Below are 19,654 nucleotides of genomic sequence, written 5' to 3'. Positions count from 1 at the left end.
ATAAACTTAGACGGGAAATCGGCAGGTGGGAAAGGATTTGGACGGCGCAGTTTTCATCCGGTAAGTGACTGTAAAAAAAGGCGAATTTCTTTAGATTTCAAAGCGTTATAACAATAATTTTTTGTGGCAAATTGTACATTTGGCCCAATTGAACCACATGAAATCACTCATTTCCATCTCATTCGGCTTACTGGTTGCCGTCGTGATGACGGGTTGCAATAACACCGGGAACACTGATTCTGCAGCAACCTCCACGACGGAAACCGGTGGCGCCCCGGCTCCGGCCAGCCTTCAGTACACCGTCACTAAAGTATACCCGCATGATACTTTATCCTATACCCAGGGTTTACTGGTTTTCGAAGGCCAATTGATGGAATCTACCGGTGGTAGCCCTGAATACAACCCCTATCATTCCTGGGTCGGCAAGGTAGACCTGGCGACCGGTAAAGTGTCCCAGAAAGTGCCGCTAGACAGTGTTTACTTCGGTGAAGGCATTACCATACTCAATGGTAAACTGTATCAGCTCACCTGGAAAGGTCGCAAAGGCTTTGTATATGATGCGAAAACCCTGAAACGGATTCAGGAATTCCCGTTAAAAACTGAAGGCTGGGGAATTACCAATGACAGCACCAACCTGATTGTTTCAGACGGCAGCAGTAACCTCTATTTTCTCAATCCAACTGATTTCAGCACCCGGAGAATCGTCAGTGTGACCGACAACAACGGTCCTGTCAACAATATCAATGAACTGGAATTTATCCATGGATTCATCTATGCCAATAAATACCAGAGTGATTATATTCTGAAAATTGATCCCGCAAACGGACAGGTTGCAGGCATCGCAAACCTCAGCGGTTTGCTCTCCAATCATACCAAAGAAAACACCCGCCAGCAGAAATATACTGATGGTGAAGCTGTCCTGAATGGCATTGCCTTCGACGCTGGTACAGGGAAAATATATGTTACGGGCAAACTGTGGCCGAACCTATTTGAAATCTCATTCCAATAACACCTACAAACTGCAGATGTAAATAACGGAGCTGGCTTTCTCCGGACTTTTCCAGGCAGCAACGTCCGAAATCATTCCGTTCCAGGCTGCGGGAAAATATCTCGTTTTACCGTGCTGGTATTTTTCGCTGAGCATAGCGATATAAAATGGGTCAAACCACATCGGCTGCATCCTGTTCAAACGAAACCCATTCCGCTGCAGTAATTGCTTAACAGCTGCAGGCGAAAAATGGTAAAGGTGTCGCGGAACATCATATGCGGCCCAATCGCTGCCATAATGTGCAGCATCAGCAGACTGCCAGTTCGGTAATGCGAGAAACAGGCGTCCGCCGGGTTTCAGGAGGGTCTTGAACCGCCCCATGTAAGCCTGAAGGTCATGTACGTGCTCCAACACATGCCAAAGCGTAATGGCGTCAAAGCCGGCGGGTTCCAGCTGATACAGCTTATCGGGAACCTCCAGCCTGATACCATAGTTTGCTTCCGCTACTGCCCTGGCACCGGGATCGGGCTCAAGTCCCGTTACCGACCAGCCGGCTGATTTCATCACATTTGCAAAGGCTCCGGTTCCCGCACCAATGTCCAGCAAAGTACCGGTTTTCCGCCTGCATTCCCTTTCAATCAGTTTGCGCTTGGACTGCAACGTGATCTTCCGCACCTGGTGATAAAGGCGGTTGACGACTCCCGTACGGGTATCGCTATGGGAAATATAATTTTCAGTCTGATAATACTGGCCTATTGTAAACTGATCAGGAATATCCTGGGTAAACCGAAGGGAACAAACACCACATTCCCAGATACTGAAAACTTTTCGTGAAACAGACCGGTCGATGGCTTCCAGAACGGGTTGAATGGAAGAAGCCCCGCAAACCGGGCAGGCATTTCGATGTATAACAGACATGTTCAGGCGCTGAAAATCATTGTTTAGTGGCAGGCATTTCAATTACGGGCGTTGTTTGGCTGTTCCCCATGGACGATATCCGCATACCATTGCGGAAAAACTGGAAGAAGCAGATGCTCAGCGCAACTGCAGCAATAATGATCGCATAGGTCCACCAGGATTCTCTTTCAACATGGGTGGAAGACAGCAATTCAGGCATTTCTGAAGTTACCCGCTCCTGGTCACCCACAAGGAGCTGGTGTGATATGTTATCACGGATCACGCGCACTGCTGCTACTGGCCGGTTTGCCGGAATTATCTGGGGAGCTGCCTCAAAATAGATCTCACCATTATCATCAGCATAGAATTTCCCCAACCCTTCCCAACTCGCATCCTCATGATTCCGGATTTTGGCACGCAGCGAATAAGCATACTCATTGTACCAGCGAATTACCTCAAAATCGGGCAATTGCATTTTGGAAGACAGGTATCCGAAGAACTCCTTATCAGGGGCATCAAAATATTTGTCAAAACGAAAGGCAAATCCCGGAGGAAGTAACTGACGGTTGACAAAATCCGTCCGTGCGGGCACCCGGTCCATATGGAGCGTCCCCATTCCCGGAATACTGATATTCCTGTGCTGGAACAGGTACTGGTTGAGAATGTCCATGCCGCGAAGGTAGGGTTTTACTTGGGCAGCCGCAAAATCACACCGCCCAGCACCTGGAAACCATACACTTCATATTGGTTCCAGCGCTGATAACGATTGTTGAACACATTATTCATCTGGAAGAATAGGTCCAGGTTCGGCAACACTTTGAATTCAAGACCCGCATTCAGGTCAAATGCCTTGTCGCCTTTGAATGCTTCACCGTCTTTGGTCCTGTAAGCGGGTCCATCCCATGCATATAGGTCAGCTTTCAGGAACAGGTCTTTCATGATCCTCCAGCGCAGGTTTCCATTGATTTCCATGGGAAGCAATCCCCAGGCCCGGGTCTGGCCTTCCACCCTGGTGAAATTGGTATAGGTGATGCCGGCTTTAAAATTGAAGGCTTCACCCAGCATATAGCCGATTTCCCCGTGTAGTTGAAGCATCGTGATTTCCGGAGAATATACAGTCTGAAATGTTTTGCCATCCACCTGGTCATTCACAAACAGATTCTCGTTGAAATGCTTCGCAAAGGCCACTTTGGCACTGTAGGTGAAATGATTGGCCAGGGACCCTTTGAAACCTGCATAAAACTCCGTAACCCTGGTGTTCATGAGTGTATCCGGCTGATAGATCCAGGGATTGATGCCTGCAAATCGCTGATAACTGCCCCGGTTAAAGTAGCCAATCCATCCGGCCTGCAGGGTAAAGCGCTGGTCATTGGTGATGAACTCAGCCATGATATTGGGCAGCAGGTGGAAAATCTTATTGTCCCATGATGGCAGTATTCCCACCTGGAGAAATACATTCGGTGTCTTCAGGAGTAATGCCGGATCCACGAGAAAGAGATTGTTCTTCACGTCCTGTTTTCCGGGCGGAGAATACCTGGTAATGTCCGCCGTAACACCAAGGTTAAAGCCGAAACTTTTACCAAAAGTCTTCTGCAATGGCAATCTCACCACGACATTGTTTTCTGTTCCTTTCTGCCAGTAGTTCTTTCCGGAAAAAGAACTGATGGCAACACTTGGCTGATAACTCAGGCCATATGCGGTAGGCGCTGTATTTCTTAATGTAAATACCCCGTCAACCGTCTGAAAAGTCTGTTTCAGTTCAGACTTGGTGAATTTCAGGGTATCGGGACTAAACCCATAGAAAAAATAATCCTGTCCCTTAAAGCCAACCTTAACATTCAATTCATGCTTTTCACCCAGCCCGATATTTCCGCGAAGCTGAACATCAGCAAGATTGTTTTTCTGAAAATCCAGCCTTCCTTTTGCGCGGTACAGTTCAGCATATATACCTACATTATTTCTCGCATCTCCGAGAGAGAACGCTCCCTGGATATAAGGCAGGTGAACATTGCCGATCCCGACTTTCAGGTACTGGCTGTTCTGCCAGGGCAATACAGAATCCACCTGCAGGGCAACAGGACTCAGGGTGCCCGGTAAAAAAGGAATGGTTACATGCTGTTCCGGAATCTTGTACTGCAGATTCGGCCTGATGGAATCCGGTGAAGGAAGCGAAGCAGCAAACTGCTGTTTGACTGCTTCCCGCAGAACGGGTTTAAAAGTAGAGGTGATCTCAATTGCTTTCTTCTTTGTCGAATCCTGGGCGGTCAATGCTTGCACCGCCAGCAGTCCGGCAACTAAAACAGGTATATATCTTGATGTACGCATGAATTCCAGTTCGTGGGTTGGTTCAGTTTTTTGTTCCGGCTTGTTGTTTTTCCGCAGTACTTACCTCATTCAGCTTTCGCTGCGCTTCCTCCTTGATTTCAGCAATGTCTGAATTCTCCAGTACGCTCTGGTAGGTAGCTTTGGCATTAAACAGGTCACCCTGTTTCATGTAGATGTCACCCAGTAACAGGTAAGATCGGGTAACCCATAATTCGTAAGAACCATTCTTATTAACGACCTCAAATGCGCTTTTTTCTGCCTCCTTGAATTTCCCCTGCTGGAACAGGCACCAGGCGATTCCATACCGCGCTTCTGCACTCATTTCCCCTTTGCTCGTTCCTGCGGCTGCTTTGAAATAACTGATGGCAAGATCGTATTGACCAGCATCCTGGGCTGCTCTCGCAAGTACCATATTGGCCAGTAGTTTGTCATCAACGCCCGCACCTTTCGCATCCATCAGCTCCTTCGCATTCGGCGTCGCGTCAGCCCATTTGTTCAGCTGGTACTGGCTACGCAACAACCCGCGCATTGCCTCGAGTTTATTTTCCTCGGTCGTTGAGAACTCTTTCAAACGGCTGTACAGTTCAGCGGACTTGTCATAATTCTTCAGATCAAAAAAGTTGAGTCTTGCTGCCTGCAACAATGACTTCTCTCCAAATTTGTTGGGTACCCGGGCTGCAACTGCCTCATAACCTGCAGCGGCATTTGTCCAGTCCTTCCGGCTCATATAAATCTCGGCCTTGTAATAATTTGCCTCCACTGCATAACGGCCTTCCGGGTACTTTGACAAATAAGCATCATAGCGCTGCAACGCATTATTGAAATTGCCATTGCTCAATTGCAACTCCGCTTCCGCATATGCCAGGGAGTCCTGTTGCGCACTGGAGATATCACGTCCCATTTTTTTGGAGAAAGCAACATACTCGCTGCTTTTTCCTTCCTCAAGGTATATGGCGCGGGCATTGTCCAGCGCCTCATCTGCTTCAGGTGAATGCGGATAAAGCTGGAGCAGCTCATTGAACTGTTTTAATGCCTCCGCATTATTGTCGAGATTAAAATAAGCAATACCCGCACTCAGGTATGCTTTTGGCTTGTATCCCCCACTGCCGGGGTCACGCACAATGGCGTTCAGGAAAGGCAATGCCTCCCTGAATTTTTCATCTGCCAGGTAAGTGTTCGCGATCTCCATATTGGCGTCCGGAATCAATGACGACTGACCATATTGCTTCTGAAGCTGCTGGAGCAACCTTATCTTTTCAGCTGGTTTGCTGATACCTGCGATCATCGCTTTCTGGAAACCGGCATAATCACTGGCCGGCCAGGCATTCAGGATGATCTGGTCATAATAAAACCCTGCTTTCGGATAGTTCCGCTGCATATAGTAACAATCCGCCACACGTGCATACGCATCCTGTTCAACAGATCCTGTTCTTGGTGTTGGTTTGCCGGCAACCTTCTCAAATTCACCCATTGCCTGCTGGTATTGTTCTTTCTTCAGATAGGCATAGCCTAAATTATAGTGAGCATGCGCCGGATTTACCTCACTGTTCACTTTTGGGGCAGCGAGATATTCGCTGTAATACCGGATGGCATCATCAAAACGGTTGCTGCGGAAGGCAATCTCACCTTTCCAGAAATAGGCAAGTGGCAAAACCTGCTGGTTATAGGAAGCCTTAATCGTCCGGTCAAGCAAAGCATCGGCCTCCGGCAGCCTGCCATCATTCACCAGCTCTGTTGCCCGGCCATACAGGATCGCCGGAAAGAACTGCTTTGCCTGCTCAGAAGGATTTTTGATACCATCCAGCAACACCAGCGCGTCTTTGTAATTGCTGGTCCTGGCCATTACACCGATCAGCAATTCTCTTGCTTCTGCCTGATTTGCTCCGTTCGGATACTTTTCCAGGTACTGTTGCAATTCCGTCAGGGCAATATCAGTAAACCCCAGTTCGTAGGAAAGTTTCCCGTAATTGAACTTCGATACCTCCTGTTGCGCAGGATTACTGCTGTTGATGGAACAGAACAAAAATGCATTCCGGGCATTTGCTTTCTGACCTGTTTTAAGATAAGCATCACCCAGCAGGTACATGGCATTCTGTGCGAGAGAATCTTCTTTTCCGCTCAGTTGCTTGAAACCGGCGATCGCCTTAGTATAATTTCCTGTCTGATAATAGCTGTGGGCCAGCTCATAAAGATCCTGCCGCTGTGGAGTTTTAGATTTCGATGCATAATTCTCCAGGTATGGAAGGGCTTTTGCAGCATCACCTTTTTCAAACCAGGCATGCCCGATCAACCGCTGCAATTCCAGTTGATAATATCCGGACCCCTTCTTCTGGTTTGTCTCAGCATATTGCAACGCCTTGTCCTTATCCCCGGTTATATAGTAAATGGTTGCAATATAATAGGGCACCACGTCGCGGTAAACCGGATCATTTTCAACTTCTTTAAAGGCGTTCAGCGCTTCCCTGTATTGCTTGTCCCGGAACGCTATAAACCCGTAATAATAGTTTGCAGCTGCATAGTCAGCGCTGCCTTTTGTCTGGCGCACCGCATCAAGTAACGGTTTGGCCTGTTCGAAACGCTGCAGGTTGAAATAACTGTATCCCTGGTGAAACTTCAGGGAAGCCACCTCCTCATTGCTGAGATGCTCAACCGAAGTTTTCTCGTAATACCTGACTGCTTCATAGTAGTTCTGGTGACGGAAATAATACTCACCAAGATAAAAGCTCATCAGCTCTACCCTGCTCTGGTTGTCATCCAGCGCTACAAATTCATTGGCTTCTTCAAGAACACCCTTTTCATTTTCACGCAGGCCGCAGACCAGGGTATAATACCTGATCTCCGCATAGTCAAGCGCGTGACTGGTCCGGTCAACGGGCCTTAACTGCGCGTACAGCTCTTTGAAGATCGGATAGGCCAGGCTGTATTCCTCATGCTGATAAAATTCTTTGGCAAGTTTGAAACCCTGCTTCGGGTCGGTGAAAATGGCCGTCTGCTGGGCGCGAAGTCCTTGCAGGGTAGCCAAACAAATGAGCGTACAAACGACTCTGTTCACTGGTGCTGATTTTACTTTCAAAGGTCCTTTTGAAACGGAGTAAAGTTTTTAATTATTTTCTGTGCTACCAAATAACGTTCCAAACAACTGTGGATAATTGAAATGATTAACAATTCTTTGCATTCATGTACTAATTTTGAAAAAAATCTGTGCATGAAAAAACTGCTTTCCACCAGCTACCAGGAATGGGCTTTTGATACCGCAATGTTTTTGATCAGAATTTGCGCCGGAGGTTTAATGCTGGCCAACCATGGCTTTCAGAAACTGGTTAAGTTTTCCAGCCTGCAGCACAAATTCGGAGACCCTCTCCATATCGGCACAAGGAACTCTTTGCTGCTGGTACTGTTTGCCGAGGTGTTCTGCTCCCTCCTGATCATTGCGGGACTGTTCACCCGCCTGGCCGCCATTCCCCTGGTGATCGCCATGCTGGTGGCATTTTTCATCGCACACAACCACAATTTTGAACAGGGGGAAATGGCCGCACTCTATCTCACTGCATTTACTGCAATTCTCCTTTGCGGACCCGGTCGTGCCAGCATCGACAGGATGACAGGAAGATAAACGCTCAATACCGGAAGTATGTATGTAACGGAAACAACAGTCAGGGTCCGCTACGCGGAAACAGACCAGATGAATGTCGTCTACCACGGCAACTACGCGCAGTATTTTGAAGTAGCTCGGGTCGAAGGCATCCGCGCCCTAGGCCTTTCCTACAAAGACATTGAAGCCATGGGGATCCTGATGCCATTGGTTGAACTGCATACCAAATTTCTTCGGCCTGCGCATTATGACGACCTGCTGACCATTCGCACCACGCTGAAGGAACTTCCCACAGACCATCGCATTGAATACCACCACGAAGTGTTCAATGAAACCGGAAAGCTTCTCACGATCGGGCGGGTAGTGCTGTATTTTATCCTTGCCGGCACCCGCGAAAAGACGGGTATGCCGCCCGCCCTGCTGGAAAAAATCGCACCTTACTTCAGCTGATCCAGCAATTCAAACATTTTCCTGACGATCTGCGAAGAACTGCAGGAATAATTGTTGGCAACCACCGCCAACACATATTCCCTGCCGTTAGCCGAACGGTGATATCCGGCAAAAGCCCTCGATCCGCTGATGGATCCGCTTTTCAACCGCATGCCGTTATACACGGGCATCGACGCATAGAAACCCGGAAACCAGGGTTGCTTAGCAGCATAAAGCAAGGCACTCACCAGGCTGCGGCACGTGATCCTGTTTTGGGGAGAAAGGCCGCTGCCATCGATCACCATGATGGCATGCTGATCGATACCCTGTTGCTGCCAGAAATTTCTGAGTACCTCCACTCCCGATGCAGTCGATGCTGTATGTCCTGCTTTCCCGGCGATAGCCTTCAGCAATGCTTCACCATACAGGTTGATGCTCTTCCGGAGAAACCAGTAATTGAGGCTGTCCAGCGGCGGACTTCTATACGTCCATAGTGTTGTTTGCTGGTCCGATGCAGGACCCCCCTCCTGCAATACAGGAACGCCGTTCCTGTTCAGCTGTTGCCGTAGCTCGGCAAGAAACTGCCTTTCCGGATCAGGCAATGAACCGGAAACTTCAAACCCTTTCTCGCGAACCGGAATGGTACCGGATACCCAACCGGAATCTGCCCCTGGTGCGAGATAGATTATTGAATTATCACCGGACCCTGCTGCACCCGACAATACTTCATTCCTGACTCCGAATCCCTCCAGGAATGCCGGCCTGGTACTGATGACTTTTGTTTGTTCTCCAATTTTATCCGGAGATTCAAATACCAGGTCGAATTGATTCTCCCGCCAGTTGAGGGCATATGCACCGGCGCCGTAATAATTGCCGATATCCTGCCAGATCCAACCATCGGGAATGGAATTCTCCCACCGGATATGCATTATGCGCAGCTTCCCGGTGACCCGCACGATCCCCGCTTTCTTAACGGCTGCAACAAGGCTGTCCAGTATCACCTCAGGCCTGCTGCCTGCGTAACGCCAGCTGCCGAAAGAAGGATCACCGGAAGGCATCAGCACAAGATCACCCGACAACACACCATCCCTGATATTTCCTGTATAACCCCATTTCGTTTCAAACTGATATTGCCTGCCCAGCAAAGCATACGCAGCAATACTCGTAAAGATCTTTTGGGTGCTTGCTGCAGGCAGACCAAGATCACCCTGCCTTTCTGTTAAAATTTTTCCGGTATTCGCATCTGCCACTACAACTGACCAGCCGGCATAACGCAATGCCGTATCGTGTGAAAAAACATCAATGGCCTTTTGCCAGCCGGCAGGCATCCCCGTCTGAGCAGCTCCTGTTAATGTCAGACTTGTGAACACCAGCAACAAGATGTACGCGCATAAAAGCTTCATCTGTGAAATATAATTCATTTGCGATTACCTTTAGTACTTCACGGATATTTATGGAAATCATTACCAGCAGTATTATTACCATCGGAGATGAATTGCTTATCGGGCAGGTTGTAGATACCAATAGCGCCTGGATGGCGCAGGAGCTGAATCAGGTAGGCATTTCCGTTAGCCGCCGTGTCGCCGTGGGTGACGATTGGCAGGCCATCTGGAATGCAATCGATCAGGAGATGGCCGGAAGCCATATAGTACTGGTGACCGGTGGATTGGGTCCAACAGCAGACGACATCACAAAACCCCTGCTCAATGAATATTTCGGAGGAAAACTGGTGTTGAACCAAAAGGTGTTGGAGCATGTGCGCTACCTGTTTGATAAAGTCTACAAACGACCGATGATTCCACGGAATGAAAAACAGGCAGAAGTTCCGGATACCTGCACGGTGATTCATAATGCGAATGGCACCGCACCGGGAATGTGGTTCGAAAAGAACGGTCGGATCCTTGTCAGCATGCCGGGCGTTCCATTCGAAATGAAAGGCATGATGAAAGATAGCGTCATTCCGGAACTGGTCGGCCGGTACAAACTTCCATTGATCCTGCACCGGACAATGCTCACTGCCGGCATTGGCGAATCATTCCTGGCAGACCGGATCAGCGCATTCGAAAATGCATTGCCCTCCCATGTCAAACTGGCCTACCTGCCACATTACGGCATGGTTCGGCTTCGCCTGAGCGCAACTGGTTTCAACAGGGAAGAACTGATCATGCAGATGGATAGCCTGTTTGAAACCTTGCAGGAACAACTGGCTGATGTGGTCGCTACCAGCAGGGATGAACCGATGGAAGCGGCCGTCGCGCGGTTATTGCTGGAGCGGAACGCTACACTCGCTACGGCAGAAAGTTGTACCGGTGGATATATTGCCCACCTGATCACTTCACGGGCCGGTTCCAGCCAATATTTCAACGGTTCCGTGATCAGCTATGCCAATGCTGTTAAAACTGACCTCCTGGGCGTTCCTGAAGCGACACTTCAAAGTGATGGTGCAGTAAGTGAAGCTACCGTAACGCAAATGGTGAAAGGTGCCCTGGCCTCCTTCAAAAGTGATTATGCCATTGCAACAAGTGGCATTATGGGTCCGGGAGGGGGCTCTGAAGAAAAGCCCGTCGGAACAGTGTGGATCGCAGCGGGGAATAAAAACGGCGTCAGGGCCATGCGGTTCCAGTTCCGTTTTGACCGGATGAGAAATATAGAGCTGGCTTCCTTCAATGCACTTAATTTTCTGCGCAAATTCATGCTGGATCAGTCTTTCCATCCAAAAAACTAACAGTCATTAACATTAGGCCTGAATCCTTACCTTTGGCCACAAATCAAAAGACATTATGGCGATTGTTGACCTGGTTATGCCGAAAATGGGAGAAAGCATCATGGAGGCGACCATCCTGAAATGGTTAAAGAATCCGGGAGACGTTGTAAAACTGGAAGAAAGCGTTCTGGAAATTGCAACAGACAAGGTGGACAGCGAAGTTCCCAGCACTGCTGCAGGCATCCTCGAGGAGCAGCTTTTTTCCGTGGATGCTGTTGTTCCTGTAGGCGCTGTCATCGCAAGGATCAGGACTGCTGTCGGGGAAAACACAGGCAGTACTTCCCCTGTTACATCGCCCCAACCGGCCAAAGATCCTTCACCTGTCTACACCCAACCAGCTGAATCGTCCAATATGTCTGCAACAACAGCTTTACCCGCTTCCCCAGGTGCACCCGCTGCGCTCTCCGGAAATGGTAACCGGTTTTATAGCCCTTTGGTGCTGAACATCGCGAACAGTGAAGGCGTATCCATGAGTGAACTGGAGCATATTACCGGAACCGGCAATGAAGGCAGGGTTACCAAAAAAGATATCCTGCAATTCGTGGAAAACCGGAAATCAGGTCTGCCCTCTCCTGTTACAGCGCCAACACCGGCAACAACCGTCCCTGCCGTTACGCCCCCCCCTGCACCGGTTGAAAAAGCCGATACCAGTCTGACACCTGCCCCATCAGTAACTGGCACTGCCACTACCGGCAACGTTGAAATAATCGAAATGGACAGAATGCGCCGGCTGATCGCTGACCATATGGTGAAGTCCAAACACGTGAGTCCCCATGTGACCAGTTTTTCAGAAGCAGACGTGACCAACCTCGTGCTGTGGCGTGACCGTGTGAAAGACAAGTTCTTCAAACAGGAAGGTACCAAAATCACTTTCACCCCACTCTTCATTGAAGCCATTGTACGCTGCATCAAGAAATACCCCCTTGTAAACAGCAGCCTTGACGGTAACCAGATCATTATTAAGAAAGATATCAATATCGGTATGGCAACTGCACTGCCTACCGGCAACCTTATCGTTCCGGTGATTAAAAACGCTGACCAGCTCAATCTTGTGGGACTTGCCCGCCAGGTGAACAACCTGGCAGATAGCGCCAGGAACAATAAACTGAAGCCGGAAGATACCCAGGGTGGAACTTTTACCCTTACCAATGTCGGAACTTTCGGAAGCCTTATGGGCACTCCTATCATTAATCAGCCCCAGGTAGCCATTCTCGCCGTGGGCGCGATCAAGAAAAGGCCTGTGGTGATTGAAACAGCGCAGGGCGATTCCATAGCGATCCGGCACATGATGTACCTCAGCATGAGCTACGACCACCGGATCGTTGACGGCAGCCTTGGTGCCACCTTCCTGTCGGCAGTAGCCCGTGAACTGGAACAGTTCGATCCCGAAAAACAGTTCTGAAACCTGTTACTCTGAAGGTGCGCCGTAGTGCTGATGGATCAGCTGAAAGCGCTTTCCTCTTCGCTTTACAATGAAGAGATTATCATAGGAAGTTTCCGGCAAATCGGTAAGTTTTGCACCGGGCACGAGGCCATTTACAATATCATCAACGGTGTTGCTATGGCCTACGATGAGCACATTGTCCTTAATGGATCTGATCTTGTTGAGAAAAGCCGTATCTACCTTGTCATATTCCTGGATGGGAAGACCGAAATTGGTAGCAACGGGTTGCGCAGTAGCCTTGGTTCGTATGGTTCGCGTGCTGAAAACCTGGCCGATCCGCTCATCTTTCAGGCGCCCGAGCAATGCCATCGCCCGGTCTGTACCCGCCTCGCTCAAAGCCGGATCTTTTGCCGTCTGAGCATCAGCATTTTGCGTTACAGCCTTCTCCCCGTGGCGAACAATATAATATTTGTGCGTGCAGCCCGTTATCATAACGACGAGTGCAAATACAACCAACCGGCTAAGCATACGAAAGGTTTTATACAATTTCAGTAAATTATAGTAAAATTCTTTCGCCATGAAAACTTTGTCCCAAACCTGGTTCGCTGAAGGTTTCATCGATTTCGAATTAAAGAAATATACACTCCTCGCCTACCTCCAGGAAATCAACAAATATTTTGACCAGAATATGCTCTATCCGCAGCTGGCAGACATTATTTTCCATTACAACAACATCATCAAACTGCGCGACAACAAAAAGATCATGCAGGATCAGTTTCCTAAAAAACTGACCGGGATCCAGATCGAAAACCTGCAGTTGTTGTATGAACAGATGATCGCTGACGATGAAATAATGGAAGAACTGGAAAGCATTATTCATTTTGCAGAAAAAGCCATCAAGGTATCCATCCGGAATGGAACGGAGATCTATGAAACGGTCGAGAACAGTATTCATATCGAACCGGTCGGCCTCGTGCCGCTGGATAACAAGGAAGGGTATTTTTTCCTGGCCTCCGGGCAGACCAAAACCACGTTGGTATATTATTACCGGCTAAGCTTTTTTGAAAAATATGATGAACAGTTCCGCGCCATCCGAACCACTTTCCTGACCCGCTGGCAGCGAAGCATTGCCAACAGTTATGAAAACATGAAGGTGTCCCTTATCCGGGAAAAAAAGGAATTGCCGAACCCTGCAGTGTACACCATAAACGCCGAACTGGCCTTCCCGGTGGAAGAAACGTTGTTGCCTATTGCCAAACGCTGCCTGGTCCGTTATATATCATAAACCCCAGTCAACGCCCTTTTTCATCGCCGGAATGCCACGCTCCATCCATGCCGGAGCCGGTTTACCTTTCAGGTAATGATCAAAGAACTGTGACATCCGGATGGTCCAGTCTTTTCGGTTACGCCTTTCCGATATGCCGTGCAACTCATCATTGTAATTCACCAGCCAGGTCGTGCGGCCCAACCGCTTCAGCGCCGTAAATAATTCTATACCCTGGTACCAGGGCACAGCATCATCTTTGTCATTATGCAGGATCAGCAGCGGTGTTTTGATCCTATCCGCCCGGAAAAGCGGTGAATTCTTCAGATAACGATCCCGGTTCTCCCACAATGTGGCACCGAGTCTGCTCTGTGTCCTTTCATACTGAAATTGCCGGCTGATCCCCGTTCCCCACCTGATCCCCCCATAGGCACTGGTCATATTGCTAACAGGGGCACCAGCCTCTGCAGCAGCGAACATATTGGTACGGGTAACAAGGTAAGCTACCTGGTAGCCGCCCCAGCTATGTCCCTGGATTCCCATTTTCGTACTGTCCACCCACGGAAATTTTGTTAACCATTTTGCTGCGCTGACCACTGCATTGTAGGCATCCTCTCCCGGCTGACCGGTTTTATAACTGATATCGGGATCAAACACGATATAGCCATTGCTGGTGTAATATGCAATATTGATCGATGCCCGCACAGGTGCAGGTTCAATATAGTTGTAGCGGCGCCCGGCATCCTTTTCATAGAAATAAAGAATGACGGGATACTTTTTTGCCGGGTCAAAATTTTCCGGCTTGTACAGCAGGCCTTCACTCATTTTGCCGTCAAATTGTTTCCACTGTCGAAGTTCTACGGTGAACCAGTTATAGAACGCCTGCTGTGGATTCAGGCTGCTCAGCTTTACTGAAGCAGCCGGATCTCCTGCGACCGGCAAGGTCGTGGCATAAATATCATTACTGGATGGCGTCTGGCGCTGGTAAATCAGGTTGTCAGCATCCCGCGCCTTAACGGGAGACAACACCACTGCTGCTGTTACCAATGAATACGGAAGCGCTGCTGCGCGCCCGTCCGGACCGAAATTTCCGCCTGGCGCATAGCTATACCAGTTATACCCTTTCGTTGTATTGCTGAAGAGACTGAACAGCATTGGCTTGTTTTCAGGAATACCATCATGTTCCCTGTCAAGTTCCTCGTACCGGATCGTAACATTCGCCCGGCGGCCATCGCCAGCTGTAAAATTCAGGGGAGCTGCAACTCCGGAAAGATCACATTTCCACACATCAAAACGATCATATACAAATGCAAACCGGTCATCATCCTGCCAACCCATAAAGCCATATGGTGGAGGATCGTCAGGATGGTCATCTTCTTCGTCAAACAACGGGTGGTTGATACTTTTTGAGAGTTCCCTGCGAACCCCTGTAGCCGTTTCATAGCTCATCCACCGCCGGCCTTTCATGTCATACCAGGAGATATACTTCCCTCCCGGTGAAATAAAACCCTGGTTGCCGCGAACACCGGTTGCAACAAGGCGCCGGCTGCCGTCATGTAGATTTACTGCATAAATATCCCTGCTCCCATCCTGCGTCCATTGCTGCCTTACCCGGTAGGCTTTGTTACTGGTACCAAGCGCAAAAAGCTGATCACCCTTACCGGCAGGCACAACCACTTCACAGGAATCATCCGCCAGTGGTGTTTCCGTTCCGTTTACCGGATCAATCAGGGTGAGCCAGGACCTGTTCTTTTCAGCTGTCAGTTGGACCAGCTGCTGTGGCTGCAGGTATTCATCACGATAATGCCAGAGGTCAAGGCGCGCAGTCTCAAAATCAACAAGACTGGTGTCCTTTACCGGCCATTCCCGGCATACACCAACAAACAGCCTCCGGCCATCTTTACTGTACCAGGGGGTATATTCCGGTTGAAAGATCAGCATTCCGGTAAGTGGTTTTGCAGCCAGCAGTTTGGCACTGTCACCTCCCTTGCTGTATTGCCAGATCTTATAGTACTTGTGTTGTGATTTCGTACTGCTGTCCCGTTCTGCCAGAAATGCCAGCCGGTCTCCCGTAGCGGAGAATGCCAGCCCCTTTATTTCATTAAAATTGCGCATCACCGTATCCGTGCTGCTTTTGCCGAGATCCCGGCGAAGTAAAAGAGGCTTCGATTCAATTGCAAGGGCGCTTCCGTTCCGGTCAAAGATATAGTCGGTCACCTGTTGGAAATGGAGCTCATTGCCATCGGTCAGCCTGAATAAAACCAACTCAGTGCCGTCTTCAGCGGCACTACTTTCTTTTTTGGCTGCAGGGGTGACCGGTTTCAGCGCTTTCAATCCTTCCTGCCTGGCCTGCGTTACCTTATTCCGCAGGCTATCCGCCACCTTGTACAACGAATCAGCCGTGCGGAGTATTTGCTGCAAACGCAAGGCAGAATCCGGCGTCGCTGCAGGAGACGCTACCGGCTTTTCATTCAGCCATGCCAGCCACGGCCCCTTACCGAATTCCGGCATTTTATACGATTTCACCGCCGGTACGATCCGGATACTGTCAGTTCCCAGCAATACGATTGCCAGCGAGTCTTTGGGCATTTCCGCCGGTGATTTCTTTTTGATTTTCGCCTCCCTCGTTTCGCGGAACAATGGTTTTATCTTACAAACCAGGTAATGCCCGTCATCGGAAAATGATGCCTGGTAACCCCTCGGTACGATCCGCTGCCATTTTCCCTGCAACGCTTTTATCTCAAGTGTACCATCGCCTTCCTGTACTCCTACTGCATAGGCAGCATACCGGCCATCTGCAGTCACCAGCTGCTGTCCCACACTTTGCCAGCTGTCATAGGCCTGGTGGTTCAAAGGCTGTTTTTGGGCAACAACAACTGCTACTGCCAGCAGGCAGCAAAACAACAGTAGAGATTTCATGTGTCTGTATTTTACGGATTGAACCTGGCTACCTGGTTTTTGCGATACACACGAACCATCTGAAGGCTGACAGCCAGTACAATCAACGCCAGCCCAATATAAAAATTCCAGCTGAGGTAACGATTCTCCTGGTACACAAAAAATGCCAGCAATATCCCATAAACCGGCTCAAGGTTATAAGAAAGGTTTACCGTGAATGCCGAAATATATTTCAGGGCATATGCGGACAACTGAAATGCCCATACGGTACAGAACCAGCTCAGGAACAGCAGCCAACCAAGATCCTGCCACCCGGGAAGAATAGTAGCCACCGGAAAAAAATGAAGGTAAAAGGGCAAAAGGATGGACAGCGTAAGAAAACCACCGGTCAGTTCGTAAGTAGTAAGCGTTTCAACGGAAACATACCGCAGCAGTTGCCGGTTGAGTACCGGAAAAATTGCTGCCAGTACGGATGACACCAGGCCAATTCCGATACCGAGTTTATACCGGGGATCAAAATGAAATATGATGGCAATGCCCAGAATAACAAGGAGACCAAGCAGGATCTCCGGCAACACCGGCTTTTTCCGGAGGATCAGTGGTTCGAAAATGGCTGTAAAAAAACCAAGCGCCGAAAAACAAACCAGTGCAACCGAAACATTGGCATATTTGATCGATGCATAGAAGGTCACCCAGTGCAGGGCTGCGATCAGGCCGGTTGCCGTAATGGCACCTATCATCACCAGCGGAATGCGCTCCACTTTTTTCTGCCAGCCGAAGAATGCCCATAATGTCACCGCACTGAACAACAACCGGTACCATACAAGCAACCCTTCATTTAGTGTGATAAGTCTTCCCAGTATACCCGTGAATCCGGCGAGGAATACCGCGATATGGAGCTTTACGAATGCCGTTTTCATGCAGCGGCTTCCTCTCCTTCGGTATTTTTGATCCTGGCGTGATAATCTTTGAAAATACTTTCCCAGCGGAGTTTCAGTACGCCGAGAATACCTTCCTTAACAATGCCTTTATGCATTTTCGAAACGCCGTATTTTCTGTCCTCAAACGTGATCGGTACTTCTTTGATTTTGAATCCCAGCTTCCAGGACGCAAACTTCATTTCGATCTGGAATGCATACCCCAGGAACCGGATGGCATCAAGATTGATGGCTTCCAGCACTTCTTTCCGGTAACAGACAAACCCGGCCGTCGTATCATGAACCGGCATCCAGGTGATGATCCTGGTATACAGGCTGCCCCCCTTGGATAATGCAATGCGGTCCCAGGGCCAGTTGACCGTGCCCCCTCCCTTCACCCAGCGCGATCCGATCGCAACATCTGCACCACCTGATTTGCAGGCTTCATACAACCGCTGAAGATCAGCGGGATTATGCGAAAAGTCGGCGTCCATTTCGAACACAAAATGATATCCCCTGGCAATCGCCCATTTGAATCCGTGGATATAGGCAGTGCCTAATCCCAGTTTCCCGGAACGTTCTTCGAGAAATAGGCTGTCAGGGTACTTTTCCTGCAGGCCTTTTACTAGCCCGGCAGTGCCGTCCGGCGATCCGTCATCGATTACCAGGACATGAAAATCCTGCCGGAGGGAAAAGATGGCATCCAGGATGTTCGTTATATTCTCCCGCTCATTATAGGTCGGTATGATTACAATCTTCTCCATGCTTGTTAACCCTTCCGCAGAAATGTCCGGTTAAAAATTTCGGTCAGCTTCTGTTTCGTATGCAGTGGAAAATCGCCCTTCATCATCCAGTCATAATACTGAGGCTCTGCTTTCAGTACATCCACCACCGGCTTACCCTTATGTTTCCCGAAATTGAAAACTTCAACGCCATTGCTCAGCACAAACCGGCGTGCAAAATCAACAACCTGGTCTTCTCCGGTGAATTTTACAATACTGTCAATATTGTCACCCAACTGGGGATAGCGGATCAGCTGCGCTTCCAGCACTTCCCAGGTAGCCTGGGCATCTGCTTCTGCACTATGGGCACCGTCAAGGTTCTTATTGCAATAAAATTTGTAAGCGGCGCTGAGCGTCCGTTGCTCCATCAGGTGGAAAATACGTTGCACATCCAGCAGTTTGCGGTTGTTCATGTCGAACTCGAGCCCGCTGCGCAGAAACTCCTCAACGAGCAGCGGAATATCAAATCGATTGGAATTATACCCACCCAGGTCACAATTGTCCAGGAACTGTTTCAGCTCGTTTGCCACCTGCCGGAACGCAGGCGCATCTTTTACCACTTCGTCGGTAATCCCGTGAATTTCTGAGGCTGCCGGCGGAATGGGCATTTCGGGGTTAATCAGCTTTCTTTTTACCTGGCGGGAAAAGTCCTTGTTAATTTTAACAATTGCAATTTCCACAACCCGGTCGGTTCCGAGGTTCGTGCCTGTAGTTTCCAGATCGATGAAAGCCAGTGGTTTCTGTAGTTGTAACGCCATGTTTAACAATGTCTAAAGGCCTATGCCGGTGGCAAATGTACGGTTAATGGCTTTTATAGGGATGTTATGATCGTTGCGGAAAAAATAAATTATGGTAATTTCGCATATTATTTTCAATTGATCACCATGAAGAAAACTGTTATCGCTCTTTTTGTAGCTGCGTTGCTCGCAGCCGGTTTAACCTCCTGCACGACGTCAAAAAGCGGCTGTAATGCATCAGCCGGAATGGTAGGCTACAAATAAATCAGCAAATCCGTACCGAATAATGAATTGGATCGACCTTACTGCCAGTACACAACTGGGAGAAATAAAAGCACGTTCTTTTCAGCAACCCCAGGTAATCTTTAAACATAGTACACGGTGCTCCATCAGTTCGATGGCCAAATCCCGGCTGGAAAGATCAACCCCGCCTGAAGGTGCTGACTTCTATTATCTCGACCTCATCCGTTACCGGGAAGTTTCAAATGAGACTGCAGAAACATTCCGTGTATGGCATGAATCGCCACAGGTGATCGTGCTCCGCAATGGCGAAGTGCTTTACGATGAAAGTCACTCCGGCATCAATATGGATGAGATCGCTGAAACGATCGGTCGGACAGCAGTCTGACGTACATTTCCCTTCGGGTGCCGATGTTTACGGAATAAGCGGGTGAAAG

The 19,654-nt window shown here is 49.0% G+C and carries 17 protein-coding genes; 7 read left to right on the top strand and 10 right to left on the bottom strand.

Annotated elements, in window-relative coordinates:
• The first annotated feature begins 157 nt into the window (after window positions 1-157).
• Window positions 158-1,009 carry a glutaminyl-peptide cyclotransferase gene (locus FPE01S_RS16970; protein WP_046370233.1) on the top strand — a complete coding sequence of 284 codons (852 nt, stop codon included), beginning with the start codon at window positions 158-160 and terminating at the stop codon, window positions 1,007-1,009.
• A 3-nt stretch (window positions 1,010-1,012) separates the two neighbouring features.
• Here the strand turns inward: FPE01S_RS16970 and FPE01S_RS16965 are convergent, their stop codons facing one another.
• Genes FPE01S_RS16965 through FPE01S_RS16950 form a run of 4 tightly spaced genes read right to left on the bottom strand, consistent with a single transcriptional unit; the run spans window position 1,013 to window position 7,262 of the window.
• Window positions 1,013-1,906: a class I SAM-dependent methyltransferase gene (locus FPE01S_RS16965; protein WP_046370232.1), complete on the bottom strand. Its 894-nt coding sequence runs from the start codon at window positions 1,904-1,906 to the stop codon at window positions 1,013-1,015.
• Window positions 1,907-1,922: 16 nt separating this feature from the next.
• Window positions 1,923-2,555 (bottom strand): hypothetical protein, encoded by a 633-nt coding sequence (locus FPE01S_RS16960; RefSeq protein ID WP_046370231.1) that lies wholly within the window; start codon window positions 2,553-2,555, stop codon window positions 1,923-1,925.
• 17 nt (window positions 2,556-2,572) lie between these two features.
• Window positions 2,573-4,210 carry a TonB-dependent receptor gene (locus FPE01S_RS16955; RefSeq protein ID WP_046370230.1) on the bottom strand — a complete coding sequence of 546 codons (1,638 nt, stop codon included), beginning with the start codon at window positions 4,208-4,210 and terminating at the stop codon, window positions 2,573-2,575.
• A gap of 22 nt (window positions 4,211-4,232) precedes the next feature.
• Window positions 4,233-7,262, bottom strand: a complete 3,030-nt coding sequence (locus FPE01S_RS16950; RefSeq protein WP_157474072.1) for a tetratricopeptide repeat protein — start codon at window positions 7,260-7,262, stop codon at window positions 4,233-4,235.
• Between the two features lie 153 nt (window positions 7,263-7,415).
• Here FPE01S_RS16950 and FPE01S_RS16945 point away from each other — a divergent pair, with 153 nt between their 5' ends.
• Both FPE01S_RS16945 and FPE01S_RS16940 read left to right on the top strand, forming a co-directional pair.
• Entirely contained in the window at window positions 7,416-7,823 is a 408-nt protein-coding gene (locus tag FPE01S_RS16945; RefSeq protein ID WP_046370229.1) for a DoxX family protein, read from the top strand.
• An 18-nt stretch (window positions 7,824-7,841) separates the two neighbouring features.
• On the top strand, window positions 7,842-8,252 hold the full coding sequence (locus FPE01S_RS16940) for an acyl-CoA thioesterase (RefSeq protein ID WP_046370228.1): 411 nt from the start codon (window positions 7,842-7,844) through the stop codon (window positions 8,250-8,252).
• Here FPE01S_RS16940 and dacB read toward each other — a convergent pair.
• Window positions 8,240-9,634 (bottom strand): D-alanyl-D-alanine carboxypeptidase/D-alanyl-D-alanine endopeptidase, encoded by a 1,395-nt coding sequence (gene dacB, locus FPE01S_RS16935; RefSeq protein WP_046370227.1) that lies wholly within the window; start codon window positions 9,632-9,634, stop codon window positions 8,240-8,242. The two genes, FPE01S_RS16940 and dacB, sit on opposite strands and share 13 nt — an antisense overlap.
• A 50-nt stretch (window positions 9,635-9,684) precedes the next feature.
• Here dacB and FPE01S_RS16930 point away from each other — a divergent pair, with 50 nt between their 5' ends.
• On the top strand, window positions 9,685-10,956 hold the full coding sequence (locus tag FPE01S_RS16930) for a CinA family nicotinamide mononucleotide deamidase-related protein (protein ID WP_083990306.1): 1,272 nt from the start codon (window positions 9,685-9,687) through the stop codon (window positions 10,954-10,956).
• Window positions 10,957-11,011: 55 nt separating this feature from the next.
• On the top strand, window positions 11,012-12,397 hold the full coding sequence (locus FPE01S_RS16925) for a dihydrolipoamide acetyltransferase family protein (RefSeq protein ID WP_046370226.1): 1,386 nt from the start codon (window positions 11,012-11,014) through the stop codon (window positions 12,395-12,397).
• A 6-nt stretch (window positions 12,398-12,403) separates the two neighbouring features.
• Here the strand turns inward: FPE01S_RS16925 and FPE01S_RS16920 are convergent, their stop codons facing one another.
• Window positions 12,404-12,907: a SixA phosphatase family protein gene (locus FPE01S_RS16920; protein ID WP_169749186.1), complete on the bottom strand. Its 504-nt coding sequence runs from the start codon at window positions 12,905-12,907 to the stop codon at window positions 12,404-12,406.
• A 49-nt stretch (window positions 12,908-12,956) separates the two neighbouring features.
• On the opposite strand from FPE01S_RS16920, the gene FPE01S_RS16915 reads away from it, so the two are divergent.
• A complete protein-coding gene (locus tag FPE01S_RS16915) occupies window positions 12,957-13,664 on the top strand; it encodes a hypothetical protein (RefSeq protein ID WP_046370225.1) in 708 nt (235 codons plus the stop codon).
• Here FPE01S_RS16915 and FPE01S_RS16910 read toward each other — a convergent pair.
• Genes FPE01S_RS16910 through FPE01S_RS16895 form a run of 4 tightly spaced genes read right to left on the bottom strand, consistent with a single transcriptional unit; the run spans window position 13,659 to window position 18,998 of the window.
• Complete coding sequence (locus tag FPE01S_RS16910) at window positions 13,659-16,562, bottom strand: S9 family peptidase (RefSeq protein WP_046370224.1); 2,904 nt, start codon at window positions 16,560-16,562, stop codon at window positions 13,659-13,661. The genes FPE01S_RS16915 and FPE01S_RS16910 overlap by 6 nt on opposite strands.
• 11 nt (window positions 16,563-16,573) lie before the next feature.
• Entirely contained in the window at window positions 16,574-17,461 is an 888-nt protein-coding gene (locus tag FPE01S_RS16905) for a DMT family transporter (RefSeq protein ID WP_046370223.1), read from the bottom strand.
• Window positions 17,458-18,222, bottom strand: coding sequence for a polyprenol monophosphomannose synthase (locus FPE01S_RS16900; RefSeq protein WP_046370222.1), 765 nt, complete (start codon window positions 18,220-18,222; stop codon window positions 17,458-17,460). Before FPE01S_RS16900 ends, FPE01S_RS16905 begins: the two co-directional genes overlap by 4 nt.
• Window positions 18,223-18,227: 5 nt before the next feature.
• Window positions 18,228-18,998 (bottom strand): 3'-5' exonuclease, encoded by a 771-nt coding sequence (locus tag FPE01S_RS16895; RefSeq protein WP_046370221.1) that lies wholly within the window; start codon window positions 18,996-18,998, stop codon window positions 18,228-18,230.
• A 265-nt stretch (window positions 18,999-19,263) separates the two neighbouring features.
• Between FPE01S_RS16895 and ytxJ the strand changes: the two genes are divergently transcribed.
• Window positions 19,264-19,605, top strand: coding sequence for a bacillithiol system redox-active protein YtxJ (gene ytxJ / locus FPE01S_RS16890; RefSeq protein ID WP_046370220.1), 342 nt, complete (start codon window positions 19,264-19,266; stop codon window positions 19,603-19,605).
• Window positions 19,606-19,654 lie beyond the last annotated feature (49 nt).

Source organism: Flavihumibacter petaseus NBRC 106054 (genome assembly GCF_000974785.1).
GTDB lineage: Bacteria > Bacteroidota > Bacteroidia > Chitinophagales > Chitinophagaceae > Flavihumibacter > Flavihumibacter petaseus.
Note: the sequence above shows the minus strand (reverse complement) of the source record. Positions and strands in the feature narration are given on the sequence as shown.